We start from the raw sequence: 15946 nt of genomic DNA on the forward strand, positions 1-15946 counted from the left end.
ACCAAAATCAATTGTCGCGGCCGCAGGGTCTCTGGATTGACGAAGGGTTGGAGTATTGCAGTCTCATCAACACTCTCAAAATGATGAGTTGTCCAATCTCGTCTTCGCAACGTCGTAGACGAAGTGAGAAGTGTCACTCCGACAGTTGCCGTGACTTCTCTCGTGTCTCGACTGAAGACTTGGCAACAGCAGGAGTTAGATCAAAGCGTGGTGACTGGCCCCATGAACCAAGCGATCGGCAGCCAGCCTGAGATGCTTGGCGCCCATTTGGGGAAGTAAAGCGCATGAAAAGACCGGCTTGTTTCACCATTTGTCTGCTCTGCAGAGTGCTCTGGTGAAAGAGCCGGTCGCACAAAATTTATTCGCGGATGTCCAACACTGGCCCTTTTAGTCCCGCCCTTCCGCCGGCTGCACTTGCGCCGGGGCGGACAGATAGGAGAAGAGGTCACGGACCTCTTCGGGCGAGAGTTTGTCGAGCAGGCCCTCGGGCATCATTGAGGCATTCGACACTTTGAGATCGTCCACATCCTCACGGGGGAGGATGAGCCGATCATTGGCGGTCTGAACGGTGATCGACGCCTCGTTCTGCTCTCGGATGATCCCGCTCAGAAGCCGGCCATCGGTCGTGGCGATCGTCGTGAGCTGAAAGTCGCGTCCGACGGCCGCCCCGGGATCGAGCACGTTCTCCAGGATGTAGTCGATGCTCGCCCGGTCGGAGCCGGTCAACTCGGGCCCGACATCACCTCCGGCCCCGAACAGCTTATGGCACTGGAGACACGCTTTGTTAAAGACGAGCCGGCCACGACTCGCGTCGGGTGTGCGGCCGGCGTCAGCCGCCAGCGCGGCTTTGTACTTGGTCATCAGCGCGGCCTTGTCGGCCGAGGTCCCTCGAAGCGTGCCCCAGGCAGACTCCAATTGTTTGTTTAACGCCACATTATTGAATGCAAGGATTTGGCGGGCGACTGTTGCCGAAATGTCTCGGCGAGGCACAACTTGCTCTCGAACCGCTTCCAAGAGCGCCTTCGCCGAGATGGGCCGCGAGGCGAGCGTGGCGACCACATCATCGCGATCGGTCTCACTGAGCGTCGGATAGCGCTTGAGCAGACTCGGAGCAATCGCCGGGTCGTCATACGCCCCCAAGCTGCGGATCGCCGGAGAACGCAATGAGGGATGGTCGAGGAGCCGTTGTAAGACAGGCACCAGCCCGGCCACTCGGCGCTCGACTAGCGCCTCGAGTGCACGATGACGCTCGCCCTCTTCAGCCGACTTCGATTCGAGCGTCGATCGCAGTTTCTCGATCGCATTCGGGTCATTGAACAAGAGACCGAGCATCGCGGCCTGCTCGCGGACCGAGGCGTCCTTGCTCTGGGAAAGGAGTTCGAATCGCTTCGCCCAACCCTCGGGAGCCGGGACTTGCTTGTGACCGCGAAGCGCCTCGCGCATGCCGGACAGAAGATCGCGCCGCGTGATGTCGTCGGTGGTTTCAGTCCTCGGCAACAGGACCGCCAGGCCTTGCACCAAATCGGCCGCGATGATCCGGCGGGTGAGGAATTGCCTCAGCTTCGGGATCGTCACGCGTTCGATTAGCGACGCCGCCCGAACTCGATCCGCCGGCACCAGTGGCTCGATGCCATACCAGGTCATGAGGACCAGCGGCGTGTCCTCGGCATCCTCAGCATGAGAGGCCAGTCCCTCGGCGATTCCCCATCTCGTCTCGACCGGCAGCCGTTGCAGGGCGGAGGCCAACGTCAACCGGACCTTGGGCGAGGGGTCCGACTTCGCCATTTCAGCAAAGCGCGTCAGAGCTTTGGTCGAGGGCGTTTTCTCATCGACGAGGAACCGAACCGCCCAGGAGCGAAGATCTTCGTGGGCGTCGCCAAGCAAGCCGGTAAGCAAATCCTCCATGCTCCCGCCAATGGCATTCAACGACCAAAGTGCCCGAAGCCTCAGAGGTGCGGCCTGATCCGCGTTGAGCAGCGCTTCGAGCTGGGTCCGTGCGGCCGAGACGTCCTTGCCCGACGCCGCCCGCTCCTGAAGCAGCCGGCGCGCGGTTCGGACCTGCCACTCATTTTTGTGACTCTGAAGTTCGACCAGCTCCCGGTCGTTCCGTTGGGACAGGTCCAGCTTCGCCGGCTTCGTCTCTCCGAAAGTAATTTTATAGATCCGGCCATTTTCGCGGTGAGCGTTATCAGCGTCGTTTTCGTGGCACTCCCCTGTGTCGGACCAGTCGGTCAGGTACACCCCTCCATCCGGACCGTACTTCAGGTCAAGACCACGGAACCAGTTGTCGTTCGCCAGAAGAAAATCCTTCTCGTGGCGAGCGACGTAGCCTGATTTCAACCGCTCGAGCTTGTCACGATTGACACGATGGCCGTGGATATTGCAGGTATAGGCCGACCCGCGCATCGCGTCGGGCCAGTTGTCCCCGAGGTAGATCATCGCCCCGACGTGCGCATGGCCGCCGCCGGCTTCATCGGTCGTTCGCGTAACGCCAATCCGTCGGATATCGCTCCACTTCTCCGTGGTGTCCCAGTGGACATGATCCGCACAGGTGGGAATCAACTCGTAGCTGAAGGGGTTGAAGTCCTGACCGAACATTCGCTGGAAGCGGGCTCCAGGAACGGCATGAAAGAGGTGAGGGATGACGCAGTTGGTGATGAACGCCTCACCCCGCTCGTCGAAGTCGAGCCCCCAAGGATTCGTCGTGCCGTGCGCGACGACTTCGACGACCTCCCGAGTCGGATGATATCGCCAGACGCCGCAGTTGATCGCCGTGCGTTTCTCATTCGGCGTACCAGGCTTACCAACGAGCGAGTTCGACAGAATTCCGTTGCAGCCCCAGAGCCAGCCATCAGGGGCCCAGTTCAAGGCATTGAACATATTGTGCTGAGCCTTGACATCCCAGCCGTCGAGTTTGACGACGGGCGGGCCATCAGGCATGTCATTGCCGTCGGCATCCGGGATGAAGAGCAGGTTCGGTGTGGCGCAGAGCCAGACGCCACCGAAGCCGAGTGCGATTCCGGTCAAGCTCGTTCCACCCTCGTAGAAGACCTTGCGCTGGTCGGCCTGACCGTCGCCGTCGGTATCCTCCAGGATGATCACACGGTCCTTCTTTTGCGGACCGCCGAGCCAGATCGGATACGAGTAGCATTCGACGACCCAGAGCCGCCCCTTGGGATCGATCGTGAAGGCAATCGGCTGGTGAACGTCCGGTTCCCCTGCGAACAGGGTTGCCTTATAGCCCATTGGCAGCGTCATCTTCTGCGCCGCCTGGGCGAGGGGCAAGGGACGCGGTTGGGGTTCCTCGGCACGAATCGTCCCGACCGTCATCCCTGCGATCAATGCCACTGTCCTCGGAATCGCGAGCCTTCCCCAACTGAGCATCGTTCATGTCCTCGATGGCCTGGTTTCGTTTCGGTCTTCGAGATCGTCGAGGATCGCCGCCGCGAGATCAAGCCGGTAGCGACGTGCCTGCCGTCACGTGATGGAATTCTGTCCAGAATTACATCTGGTCCAGGAGCGTTGCCGTGACACTCGCGATCGACGACCGCTCAAGCTGTTTGGCCATCGCCTCCCATGCCTCGTCATAAATTTCCATCAAGACTTTCTGGATATTGCAGCCCACGAAGCATTTCTGGTTCGGTTCGCTATGGTGAAGGGCAAACATCTGATGCCGCGGCTCGACCACCCGGAGGACTTCGAGGAGATTGATCTCCGCGGGGTTGGCTACTAGTAACCAGCCGCCCCCGACGCCTGTCTTGGACTCAACAAAACCGGCCGCGCGAAAAAGGCCCAGTAACCTACGGATGACCACCGGGTTGGTATTCACGCTCTCGGCGATAAATTCCGAAGTCAGGGCATTGCCTCGCTTCAAGGCGAGTACGGTCAGGATGTGGATGCCGACGCTCAGCTTTGAGCTCAACTCGACACCTCTCGCGTTCTGTTCAGGGCTGGAGCAAATCGGATTGTTGAGCGACGCACTGGCCATCAGCTTAAATGCGGTCGACATGGCCATCAACCCCGGACCCGAAACAGACAGAGATCGAGGAGGCAGCCGAGGCCAGGACGAGCCCGGGGGTCGTCCCGCGCCTCGGAATTCACGCAGGTTAGTGCGTCTCTTCGATTTCGCGATGAAGCACTCCATCGCGAGATCGAGGCCCCTCGAAACCGGAGGGATGGTAAGGTCCCACTGATTGTCGGGTTCCCACTGCTTCGTTTTTTAAGATTCCGAGTCCGGTCGACGTCACCGATAAGGTGGCCAACGGCGAGATCGGTCGCAGTCCCCCGCTCGCCGATTCGTGACTGTGGGTTGGGTCGTGGGACTCCTTGACGTTGTTACCTTTCCCGGAGTACCAATCGATGAGTCGCTCGCCCAGAATGTAATAGATCGGAATCACGAACCGACCCAGGACGGTACTCACGGCAATTCCGAACGCGATCACGATGCCCAGAGAATTGCGGCTATAGGCCCCTGCTCCGGTGGCTCGGGCCATCGGCAGAACTCCCATGACGAAGGCGAACGAGGTCATGAGGATCGGCCGCAACCGTTCCCGAGACGCGATCTTGGCCGACTCGAGGATCGACATCCCATGCTTCTGCCGCATTTCAACGCCAAACTCCACGATGAGAATGGCATTCTTCGTCTCCAGGCCGATCAGCATCACCAGGCCGATTTGCCCGAAGACATCGAGCGGCATGTCGTAGAGCCAGAGGCCCACGACGGCTCCAAACATGGCCAGTGGCACCGTCAGAATGATCACCAGGGGCCGGATCCAACTCTCGTAGAGAGCCGCCATGAACAAGAAGACGCAGACGACAGAGAGCGCGAAGATATAGGTGGCCTGGTTCCCCGTCTTTTGCTCCTGAAAGGTCGACCCCGTCCACTCGTAACCGAAACCGTCGGGGAGCACCTGGGCCGCGACCTCCTCCATGGCGGCGAGGCCCTGGCCCGAGCTAAAACCTGGAGCGGGTCCGCCATTGATTTTGGCCGAGGCGTAAAGGTTATAGTGCGGAACGTCGATCGGCCCCAGAGCGTAGCGGACATCCCCCAGTGAGCTCAGGTGGACCCGCTTCCCTTGGCGGTTCAAGACATAAAGGTTCTGGATATCCTCGGGCTTCGATCGTACGCCCCCCTCAGCCTGGATCATGACCTTCCAGACTTTGCCGTAGAGGTCGAAGTCATTCACGTAATAACCGCCGAGGTTCGCCTGGAGGACCGCGAACACGTCAGAGATCGGCACATCGAGCCGACGGGCCTTGGTGCGGTCGACGTCGAACTTCAGTTGGGGCACACGGGCCGAGTAAGTGGAGAAAACGCCGGCGAGCTCCGGGCGTTTTCTGGCCTCGTCCTGGAACTTGTCGACAACACGTTGCAGCGCATCGACTCCCTTGCCCGATCGGTCCTCGATCATGAGCTCGAACCCACCGGTCGGACTCAAGCCTCGAATCGCCGGCGGCAGCAAGACGAGCACTTGTGCGTCGCGGATCTCGGCGGCCACCTTCGCCTGCAGGGTGCCTGCAAGGCCCTGAGCACGTAGACCTGGAGTCCTTCGATGCGACCACTCTTCAAGGACAGGGAAAATGACGCCGCAGTTACTCTGGTTCGAAGAATTAATCACATTTAAGCCTTCGATCGAGACGGTGTCCCGCACCCCCTCGACGTCCCGGCAGATCGCTTCGACGCGTTTGAGGACCCGCGCGGTCGTCTCACCACTCGTTCCATCAGGTGTCTGAACCACGACGAGCAAGTAGCCCTGGTCTTCTGTGGGGATGAACGCCTTCGGCCGACCGGCGAGCATCAGTACGGTCAGACCAAGCAAGAGGACTGATGGCGCGACAATCGTCCACCAGTGGCGGGCCGTAAACTCGAGCACCGCGTCGTAAGAGTTTTCGATCCAGCTCAGACCGGCATTGAACCCGCGGAAGAGGAAGAACTTGGTCTCGCCATGCTTGGGTTTCAGGAACAAACGCGCCATCGCCGGACTGAACGTCAGGGAGTTAAACGCCGAGAAGACGAATGAGATGACAATCGTCATCGCAAACTGGTTGTACAGCTTCCCGGTCATACCTGGCATGAAAGCGACCGGGACGAAGACGGCGGCCAGAACAAGGGTGATCGTGACAATCGGAGTCGTGATCTCGGCCATCGCCGCGCGAGTGGCTTCGAGCGGCGCGAGTCCCCGATGCAGATACTTCTCGACGTTCTCTACCACGATGATCGCATCGTCGACCACCAGGCCGATTGCCAGGACCAGGCCGCAGAGCGTCAGAGAATTGATCGAAAAACCGAGAGCGGCCATCACCGCGAAGGTGGCCACCAACGAGACTGGAATCGCGAGCATCGGAATGATCGTTGCGCGAAACCCTTGCAAGAAAATGAACACGACGATCATCACAAGGGCGAACGACTCGAGCAGCGTGTGCTCGACCTCGCTGATATTTTCGTGCACATACTCCGTTGTATTGTACACGATCTTGTAATCGAGTCCGTCGGGAAAGCTCTTCTTGAGCTGATCCATCTCCGCGCGGACCTGGGACACGATCGCTAATGCGTTCGCGTCGGCGTACTGGTAGATCAGAATGCCACCGGCCGGCTTACCGCTAATATAACTGGACGTTTCAAAATTCTCAGACGACAGGTCGACGCGGGCGATGTCCTTGACCCGGACGATCGACCCGTCGTCGTTGCGGCGGACGATGATCTCTTCAAACTCTGTCGCCTTCTCGAGCCGGCCCTTCACCGTGATGGGGAGTTCGAAGTCTTGTCCATTGGGAACGGGCCTGCCCCCAATCTTGCCGGCAGCCGCCTGGACGTTCTCTTGTTGGATTGCCTGAATGACCTCCGAGGGCGAGATGCGCATATTGGCCATGCGGTCCGGATCAATCCAGATTCGCATCGCATACTTACGGCCGATTACGGTGGCATCGCTGATTCCGTTGATTCGCTTGAGCACGTCGGCCACATAAATCTGGCCGTAATTGTCGAGGAAGTTGGAATCATACCGGCCATCGGGCGAGATCAGGTTGACGACGCAGACCATGTCAGTCGACGTCTTCTTGATCGAAACGCCGTACTGCTTGACCTCCGGAGGGAGCTGCGCCTGCGCTGTCTGGACCCGGTTTTGAATGTCGACGGCGGCCATATCTTGAGAGTAGCCGACATCAAACGTGGCCACGATGTTCGACACGCCGTTGCTGGTACTGTCGGAACTGTAGTAGATCAGCCCTTTGGTTCCGTTGATCTGTTGCTCGATCGGCGTGGTCACCGTTCTGGCCACGCTGAGGGCATCGGCCCCGGTATAGGTCGTCGTCACCTGCACCTGGGGTGGGGCGATCTGCGGATACTGCGCGATCGGCAGGAGGAAAGCGCAGATCCCACCGATCAGCAGCATCAAGAGAGCCGACACAGTGGCAAAGATCGGCCGGCGGATAAAGAAGTCGACCATGGCTCGTCGAGGCTTTCCTAAAAGAGTGCGGGATGGGTCGCAGACCGGAAGCCTGTCTCCCGGCTCAAGACTTCGGTCGACCTGTCCGTGGGGATTCCACCTGGCTCGTGTGTTCACCGGTGGAGAACGCGGACGTCACCTTCGAACTCTGGGAACCCTCCCGCGTGAGGGCCGCCGGCGCGGTCTTGACAACGATGCCAGGGCGGATCGATTGCAGCCCCTCGACGATCACCGACACGCCCGAATCAAGCCCACTGGAAATGACCCGCATGCCTTCGTACGTCTGTGCAGCGGTGACCCTGTGAACGGCCACTTTGCCTGTCCCATCCACCACATGAACGACGGTGCCCGCCTCCGTCTCGGTCACCGAAGGCGCAGGGACGACGACGGCATTCTCGATGCGGTCGACAACCAGCCGCAACTTGACGTATTCGCCCGGCAAGAGTTTGCCTTCGGGATTGGGCATCCGCGCCTTGGCGAGAAAGGTTGAGGTCGTCTCATCAATGGTGTTGTCGATAAAGTAACATGTTCCGACTTGGGGAAATTCAAGCTCCCCTGTCGAGCCGGAACGGGCAAGGCGGACGGAAAGCCCTCGATCGATCAACTCCCGGGTCCGGTCGAGGTCGCGCGAACTCAGCCGAACGTCGATACCGATCGGGTCAAGTTGCTGAATGGTCGCCAGGTCGGAAAAACTTCCGCCCCCCATCGAGTCAGGTCCAACGAGATTACCGACCTTGACCTTCGCTTCGCCGATCCTGCCATCGATCGGCGCGACCATCCGACAATATCCCAGATTCAGTTGCGCATCGCGAACCGTGGCATTCGCAGCCTCAACCTGGGCTCGGGCCGACGCGATCCCGACCTCGAAGTCCGCATTCGCCTGCTCCTGATTTGCGCGATCGGCCTCAACCTGGGCCTCCCACTTCTTGCGATCGGCCTCGGCTTTATCCAACTCTTCGCTCGAGCCGGCGTTGCGAGCCAGCAGCGACCGACTTCTCCGTTCCTGAATATTTGCCAACAGAAGTTGCGCACGGTCGAGTTCGAGCTGGGCCAACGCGACCTCCCGCCCCTTCGAAACTTCCGATTTCTTGAGCGCTGCGGCGGCCTCGGCCTGCCGAGCTCGCGCCAGGAGAAGGGCGATTTTGTAAGGTTCCTCATCAATTACGAGGAGTAGCTGGCCCTTCTTCACGAACGCCCCCTCGTCAAAATGGCGTTCGGTCAGGAACCCGCGGACTCGGGCGCGAATCGTGACGTCTTCAAGTGCGCGGGTCGTCCCGTTCGGTGTCACGAGGACCGGAATACTCATACGCCTTGATTCAACGATGCCAACCGTCGGCGGAGGAGGCGGAGTGGGCGTCACTGGTTTCTGGCAACCCGCCAATGCCAACATCGTGAAAACAGCAACGAAAAAGCTCGGAACGCGACTCGCAAGGCGCGTGGAGCGACCGTCATGATGAATCATGGCAACAGGTCCTGAAGGTTCTCAATCCGGTCGGAGTTTCGTCCGGAATCCCTCTGATTTCGCCCAACCACGCGGGGCGAAACCATCCGGATATGGCATTCAACGTATCAGCACGCTGTCAATCAATAATCCATAATGCCGCCGACTTGCAACAAAATCTTGCTTGATTCATTGCTCATCAGCTGATTTGGCGTCAATCATCGAGTTCAGAAAAAATTTGATGCCCAAGCAGCTTAATCATGATTTCCAGGATCGACCCGTCTCATCCAGAATTGAAGTACGGGTGCCAATCACCGACCCATGCGTTGTGATGCAATCCAAGGTCGACTCCAACAGGTCTCACCCCCCGGCCGGGGCTACTTCCATCACCGAGCGGCGGTAAGCAGCCAGCCGTCGCTCTCTGATTCGCAACTATAGTAGTTACGATCAGGATGAAGTCAACTGGGGCGCGGAAAGAGTTTTAGAACTCGAGGACTCGAGAGTGGATAAGCCTGCCTGGAAATCTTTGGGCTTCCTCCAAGCGGTGATCCGCTGGGCTCGGATCATCTTTTTTTGGGGGATGTTTACCGAGGATTAGCCGTAAAGCCCCCGGATTTATCCGTGGGGATATAAGGCGTGAATTTTATTGATTTGTGAACACAACACAACTACAATACAGTCATGGCCAAGCATCGCAAAGTCTACCGATTCCGGATGAAGCCCACGAAGCGCAGGCCCATACTCTTAACCGCATGGCTGGTGCTCGGCGGTGGGTCTGGAACTGGGCGCTTCGCGACGGAAAGAGCACTACCGGAATTCGGAAAGACGCTCCCGATGAGCGCCTCTCGTCCGAGTTGACCGCACTGAAGACCCGGTCCGAGACGGCGTGGCTCAAGGACGCGGATTCTCAGGCGTTGCAACAGGTGCTCAAGGATCTGTATCAAGCCTACGACAACCACTTCAACCCGAGGATGAAGGCGAAGTTCCCCAGGTTCAAGAACCGGAAGCGAGACCGGGCGCGATTCCGCATCCCCCAGCGGGTCAAGGTTGTCGACGGCAAGGTCGTCATCCCCAAGATCGGCCCCGTCCGCATCTATCAGAGCCAGCCCGTCGATGAGCCGACCAAAAGCGCCACGTTCCGCCGTTCCGTCGATGGCAAGTGGTATGTCAGCCTCACGGCCGAATTCGAGATGCCGGACGTACCTCTGTCGCCGCCTTCTCCGGAACGGTCGGTCGGCATCGATCTGGGTTTGATCGACTTCGCCACGCTCTCCGATGGATCGGAGCCGATCCCGGCCCCGAAGTGCTTCCGCAAGTCTCAGAAGAAACTTCGCAAGGCGCAACGAACCGTTTCCCGCCGCAAGCCGGGGAGCAAGCGGAAGATCAAGGCCCGAATCCAGGTGGCTCGCATCCACCGGAAGACCGCCAACCAAAGGAACGACTTCCTGCATAAGTTGTCCACAGAACTCGTTGGAAAGCATGCCGGCCTCTGCATCGAGGATCTGAGCGTGAAGGGCCTTGCGAGAACCAAGCTGGCCAAGAGCGTGACCGATGCCTCGTGGGGGGAATTCCGCCGTCAGCTCGAATACAAGTGCCTGTGGAACCGCAAACATCTGGTGGTCATCGACCGCTGGTTCCCTTCGTCGAAGATGTGCAACGCATGCGGCGCCCTCAATGGCAATCTCACGCTCAAAGATCGGGAGTGGGATTGCGAATGCGGGGCCCATCACAAGCGGGACTTCCTCGCCGCGTGCAACATCAGGGACGAAGGGTTGAGGATGCTCGCCGTCGGGCAGACGGAGAGTCGAAACGCTCGGGGAGCCAGTGTAAGACCTCGTATCGAGGCTGTTGGTGTCGAACCGAGAATCCCCCGCCTTTAGACGTGGGGAGTGTCAACTCGTTGGGATCTCCAACCTTCATGGCCCCGAGGGACTCACCGATCCTTCAAGGAAAGCTGTGTCGATATTGGTATTTTGATGCGCAGCGTCGATATTCCCAGTAACGTAGGTGGGTAACTTCAGGCTCCCCGATTTCATCCGCCTGACGTGATCAGGACCAAATCATTCTCTCCGGGAAAGGACCAGCCCCTATGAGCCGAGTGGACCTCGACGTCTACAACGAAGCGACTGGATTCATGATCACTTCAGAAGGACTGAGCGGAGGAGCGTTTTCCGATGTCGAGTCCGGTGATGCAGACTGGCTCAAGGCTGTCAAAAAGGGAGTTTTCCTGCCGTTCAGCCTTTACCAGGATGACTCGTTTGTGATCCGGATCGTTCTCGACGAGCCGCTGTCAACGCAGGAGCAGGACGAGTGGGTTGGGAAGGTCGTCACCAAACTTCGCGTGCCCGACGGACGGCTTGTCGTGGTTGGAGGGGCCCGGAATTTCTCTGGGGCGAAGACATGGAGGAATTCATGCGTGTCCTCGACGTGCCTCCGGGTGAGTACCTTGCCGAGGTCTATACCTACTTGCACGGCGTCAACGGCTCGAGTTGTCTGGCCGCCACAAACTCGGACGAAGCCCTGGGCGCCTATTTCAGGCGAACCCGGCCCGGAATGGAATTCCCGCTCTGGCTGCAGAACGAATGCGCCGGGGATCCGAACAACGATCCCGACCACAAAGAGGAGTGGAAGGACAAGACCTCCGACTACGAGACGGAGCAACCCCATTATGTTTCATTCTTGCTCCGTCTGACTCCTTTAATCGAAGCCCCCGGATTGCCGAAAATGGATGGCGGTTGGATCGTGGAAGCCCAAGGGGCGCGAAAGCCCACGGCTTTTCCGCTTGGCGTCGTGGCCGACCACCTTGTCTCTGAGGATGAGAGCTAACAGGCAATCATGGACTTGCTCTTGATTTCTTCTGGGCGACCTCGGTTGATTGCAACCGAGTGGGCGGCTCGAGCTTGAGAATGACAACGGTCATGAGGCCGTGCCCCCCCCTCTCCCGTTCTCGAAGGGATTCAAGTGGAATCGAATTTTCTAAGACAGCGGGCGCCCCATCGACACTTGAACGGAAAATCGAATTGCGGGCGGGGGGCACGGGTCCAAGGGGAAAGCGCCGGTGAGAAGATCGTGACGCTTTGGTTCGGCTGAATCCCGTCGTGTGCCGGGCGGCCTGTCAGCCGCTAAACGCTGGCATGGTTCAGGAGGTCGATCGCCGGGCCGTCGAGTTCCAACCTCGTAGCCTCGATCAAATCGTCGAGTTGTTCGACGCAGGTGGCGCTGGCGATGGGGGCCGTCACGCTTGGCTGTGCCAGCAGCCAGGCGATCGCGACCCGAGCGGGCGTCGAAGAGTATCGACCGGCCACGTCGTCAAGCGCCTTGAGAATTCGAAAACCGCGGTCGTTCAGGTATTTCTTGACCCCCTGCCCTCGCGAACTTTTGGCGAGATCCGCTTCCGAGCGATACTTTCCGGTGAGGAATCCACTGGCCAGTGAATAGTAGGGAATGACACCAAGACCCGCCGCGCGACAGACGGGTTCGAGTGCGTCCTCGAATCCAGCCCGTTCGCAGAGGTTGTACTCGGGCTGAAGAGATTGGTACGCGGTCAGGCCGTTGACTTGACTCACCTTGAGTGCCTCGGCCAATCGTTCCGCCGAATAGTTCGAGGCGCCGATCATTCGCACTTTCCCCTGCTGAATCAAGCCATGAAACGTCTCGAGCGTCTCTTCGAGAGGTGTTTCTGGGTCGTCCTTGTGGGACTGGTAGAGGTCGATATGGTCCGTCTGTAGCCGCCGCAGAGAATCTTCCACGGTACGCTTGATGTAAGGCCCTGCGAGTCCCCCCGTGTCCAGCCCCATGCCGACCTTGGTCGCAAGGATGACCTGATCTCGCTTTCCACTCTGCTTGAGCCACTTGCCGATGATCGTCTCGGATTCTCCCCCTTGATTGCCGGGAGCCCAGCGCGAGTAAACATCGGCGGTGTCGATCAACCGGAGACCAGCCGCAACAAACGCGTCGAGCAATCGGAACGACATGGCCTCGTCGATCGTCCAGCCGAATACATTCCCACCAAACGCCAACGGCCCGACATCCAAGCCAGAATTCCCAAGCATACACGTTTTCATGTCTTCCACTCCAAGGCCGACAGAGTCCTCGACTCGGTTTCTCCTCTCAGGTTAAGTGAACTCGTCGAAGGTGGCAACTTGCCGACGACCGAATCGCCTCGCGAAACGGGAGCTCCCGCCGCAAGAGTCCCGACTCATTGATCCCCGATGGAAACGAAGAGGTCCGTTCTTCCCAGTTGTCAAATTCCTTAAAATCGCCACAAACTTCAACACGCGTCCTGATTGCCTAAACTCTTGAGAGAAGTGGCCGCGACCTCAGCCGGTCTTCTCCCTATGATAGAGAGGCGAGCGGATAAGCCGAGTTGAGTCATGCGAGTTCGATTTCTCCACGGCTCGCCGATCTGTCAGCAATGCAGGGAGCGCAGCAATCTTTCGGCGTACGGACGCGTTCACTCCGACCTTGTACTCCAGGAAGACCCTGTTCAATGTCGTCCGACTCTACCCTCTTCCAAGCGGTACAGACCGATGGGGTGTCGATCGTCACGGTCCTCGACCCTGAACTCCTCAAGGATGAAAAAGAGACGTTCTACGGGCTGGCGGAGAGCCTCGGCACAGACGCCACGTCCCAGGGTGTCATCCTCAATCTGTCGAACGTCCGAGTGTTTCAGAGTTCGATGCTCGGCGTCATGATCAACTTCCAGAAACGGCTCAAAGAGCACAACAAGAGTCTCAAACTCTGTGCGCTCGACCCTCAAGTGCACCGGGTCTTCCAACTCACGAAGATGGATCAGATCTTCGATATTCAGTCAACCGAACAGGCTGCGATCAAGTCGATTCAGGGAACGGAAGGATCGGGCTGGTTTTCGAAAATCCTCGGTGTGTTCGGCAGTTCCCGTGAGTAACAAAAACAGGAAAAGAGGAGCGGCCAAGCCGAGTCGTTTGTGGGAACTCCACTCGGCGGGCCGTCTCCTGGTTCGTTGTCGTCACTTTCTCAAAAGGCCGGATCGGGCGCCAGCAAACTCGGCAACCATCGATCTGGAAGTGACTATGGCTTCTCGACTTCCCAAGGTACGACCCACAAGTAGACGATGTGTTCTTCCTCGTCTTCGGGCAGGCGAAGAGTGATCGTCTTCTTCGGTTTCGCTCCTTTCATGTCGAAGTCGTGGGAGACGATCCGCGTTCCCGCCTTGAGTTGACGGAGCTTCGGCATGAGCCTGACGTTGAGTTCCGGAAGCAGGTAGAGCGTCACAACGTTGGCCTCGGACAGGTCGACCTCGAAGATATCCTCTTGCTTGATGGTTACCAGGCTCTCGACTCCGTTCTTGCGGACGTTTTCGCGAGACTCGTAGATCCGTTTCGGATCGATGTCGTATCCCGTCCCCTTGGCCCCATATTTTTTCGCCGCCGTGACCACGATTCGCCCATCTCCGCACCCCAGATCGTGGAGATTGTCCCCATTGCGGACCTCGGCCAACTCGAGCATCCTGTCCACAACGACTTGGGGGGTCGGGACATACATGACGTCGGGCCATTTCTTCTTTTTCTTGGGTCGGCCCTGATCCTGTCCGTCGCTCGGTGCGTGTGGAGAGTCTGAGCGCTTCGTCTGCACATGGATTGTGGATCGGGAGCGCCGCAGCGCTTCGCCGTCCTGCGAGTGAGTTCGCGATGCACTCCAGAGCATGCCGAATGCAACGGCGAGAATCGCCGTTCTCTGGCCGATGATGGGTCGTTTCTGAGCGAATCGCATCGTGGCTTCCTTGAATCGAAGGAAACATGCGCGTCTCGACGGTTGGCCAGCGACTCCGGCCGGACCGATCTCTCCCTTCTCAATGATTGAACCACAGCGGAAACGCCCGGCGTCTAGAAAACGCTTTCAGAAGTTTGTATGACGGATCAAGCCGGCCAGTCATCCGCCTTGAACTCTCTCATCACCCTCTGTTTCGTCCTGCTCCGCTCTATTTTGTTTCGATTTGCAACAACAGGCTCATACCTGGTGTGAAATGAACTCGTCCCACGAAGGCGGAGTTTCAAGAGTTCCTTGCGATCGTGACGATCATCTCTCCTAGGCAACAGAGACGCTTAGGGGTTGCGCGTCGACGGGAGAAGGCATGGAAGCCGTGGCGTCTGAGCAGCAGCCCTCTCGTGAGAGGCGAAGATTCCCGCGCGCATCCCGGCTGCCATGGGTGCTGGCATTCGCGATCGTCAGCCAGGCTGGGTGCTACAACGCGGGAGACGTGACCGGTCGGATGGTCCCCCACTCGTGGCGAGGGAACCCCTGGGGCCCAGACGCCGAGGCGGCCCGACGATTCGGCCGACTTCCCACGATTCCGTCCAGTCCTCCCATGTGCGTTTGGGAATCCTGGGCCCGGGCTCATTTGCGCGATGGGGACATCGTCTTCCGGATGGGGGATGCCCGGGTCGCGTGCGGGCTCTATCCGTTCTCACGGATTTCGGCAGAGATGGCCGGCAGCCGTTATTCGCATACCGGGATCGTCGCTTGGGAAAATGGCGAACCGGTGGTCTACGACACGAATAAGTCGGGGCCGCGCAAACAGCCCTTTCCGATCTGGGTCCTCGATGTCGCAGGGGGCATCGCCGTCAAACGGCCCGACGCCAACAACCAGCGATTCGTGGCCGGCGCAGTCGCGTTCTGCCAGGACGCGTATCAACGCCAGGTGCCATTTGACCCAAAGCTGCTGCTTGATAACGACCGGTTTTACTGCATCGAATTAACGGAGCGGGCCTACCGATCCGCGGGCCTGGTCCTCTCCGAACCCATTCGCATCGACCACTTACCCCGTTATCAACACTTTCCAAAAGCCGTCTGGCTCGCGCGTCACTTCTCGTCGATCCGGCCCGACCAGTCGGCCTTCGTCATCGGTAATGATGCGGTCGGAATCTGGTCGAGCCCCGCGCTCCGCCTGGTTTATGAGGCTCCCGACGCTCGCCTTCCCTATACCGATTCAGGTCGAGTGCAAGGGAACTGAGCGGTAATCGCACCATTGGTGCCGGAAAATCAGGCTCAATCCTCGGTTTTCCGCCTCGACCTACTCATT

10 protein-coding genes are annotated in these 15946 nt (G+C 58.9%); 4 read left to right on the plus strand and 6 right to left on the minus strand.

The genetic code is table 11. From position 1 onward, the window contains the following. Positions 1-387 precede the first annotated feature (387 nt). The 4 genes from V5E97_RS17050 to V5E97_RS17065 all read right to left on the minus strand — a co-directional run bounded on the left by V5E97_RS17050 (position 388) and on the right by V5E97_RS17065 (position 8751). Positions 388-3384 (minus strand): PVC-type heme-binding CxxCH protein, encoded by a 2997-nt coding sequence (locus tag V5E97_RS17050; RefSeq protein ID WP_406700497.1) that lies wholly within the window; start codon positions 3382-3384, stop codon positions 388-390. A gap of 118 nt (positions 3385-3502) precedes the next feature. Further along, positions 3503-4009: an Rrf2 family transcriptional regulator gene (locus V5E97_RS17055; RefSeq protein WP_406700498.1), complete on the minus strand. Its 507-nt coding sequence runs from the start codon at positions 4007-4009 to the stop codon at positions 3503-3505. Between the two features lie 97 nt (positions 4010-4106). Then, a complete protein-coding gene (locus V5E97_RS17060; RefSeq protein WP_406700499.1) occupies positions 4107-7445 on the minus strand; it encodes an efflux RND transporter permease subunit in 3339 nt (1112 codons plus the stop codon). 64 nt (positions 7446-7509) lie between these two features. After that, on the minus strand, positions 7510-8751 hold the full coding sequence (locus tag V5E97_RS17065) for an efflux RND transporter periplasmic adaptor subunit (RefSeq protein ID WP_406700500.1): 1242 nt from the start codon (positions 8749-8751) through the stop codon (positions 7510-7512). An 887-nt stretch (positions 8752-9638) separates the two neighbouring features. Between V5E97_RS17065 and V5E97_RS17070 the strand changes: the two genes are divergently transcribed. Both V5E97_RS17070 and V5E97_RS17075 read left to right on the plus strand, forming a co-directional pair. Beyond that, positions 9639-10766: an RNA-guided endonuclease InsQ/TnpB family protein gene (locus V5E97_RS17070; protein WP_406700501.1), complete on the plus strand. Its 1128-nt coding sequence runs from the start codon at positions 9639-9641 to the stop codon at positions 10764-10766. A gap of 532 nt (positions 10767-11298) precedes the next feature. Beyond that, positions 11299-11712, plus strand: a complete 414-nt coding sequence (locus V5E97_RS17075; RefSeq protein WP_406700502.1) for a hypothetical protein — start codon at positions 11299-11301, stop codon at positions 11710-11712. Positions 11713-12008: 296 nt separating this feature from the next. Here the strand turns inward: V5E97_RS17075 and V5E97_RS17080 are convergent, their stop codons facing one another. Next, positions 12009-12950: an aldo/keto reductase gene (locus tag V5E97_RS17080; protein WP_406700503.1), complete on the minus strand. Its 942-nt coding sequence runs from the start codon at positions 12948-12950 to the stop codon at positions 12009-12011. A 425-nt stretch (positions 12951-13375) separates the two neighbouring features. Between V5E97_RS17080 and V5E97_RS17085 the strand changes: the two genes are divergently transcribed. Further along, complete coding sequence (locus tag V5E97_RS17085) at positions 13376-13792, plus strand: STAS domain-containing protein (protein ID WP_406700504.1); 417 nt, start codon at positions 13376-13378, stop codon at positions 13790-13792. Between the two features lie 143 nt (positions 13793-13935). Here the strand turns inward: V5E97_RS17085 and V5E97_RS17090 are convergent, their stop codons facing one another. Then, positions 13936-14637 carry an SAM-dependent methyltransferase gene (locus tag V5E97_RS17090; RefSeq protein ID WP_406700505.1) on the minus strand — a complete coding sequence of 234 codons (702 nt, stop codon included), beginning with the start codon at positions 14635-14637 and terminating at the stop codon, positions 13936-13938. 361 nt (positions 14638-14998) lie between these two features. Between V5E97_RS17090 and V5E97_RS17095 the strand changes: the two genes are divergently transcribed. Further along, positions 14999-15877: a YiiX/YebB-like N1pC/P60 family cysteine hydrolase gene (locus V5E97_RS17095; protein WP_406700506.1), complete on the plus strand. Its 879-nt coding sequence runs from the start codon at positions 14999-15001 to the stop codon at positions 15875-15877. Positions 15878-15946 lie beyond the last annotated feature (69 nt).

This window comes from Singulisphaera photorubra (genome assembly GCF_045290345.1).
Lineage (GTDB): Bacteria > Planctomycetota > Planctomycetia > Isosphaerales > Isosphaeraceae > Singulisphaera.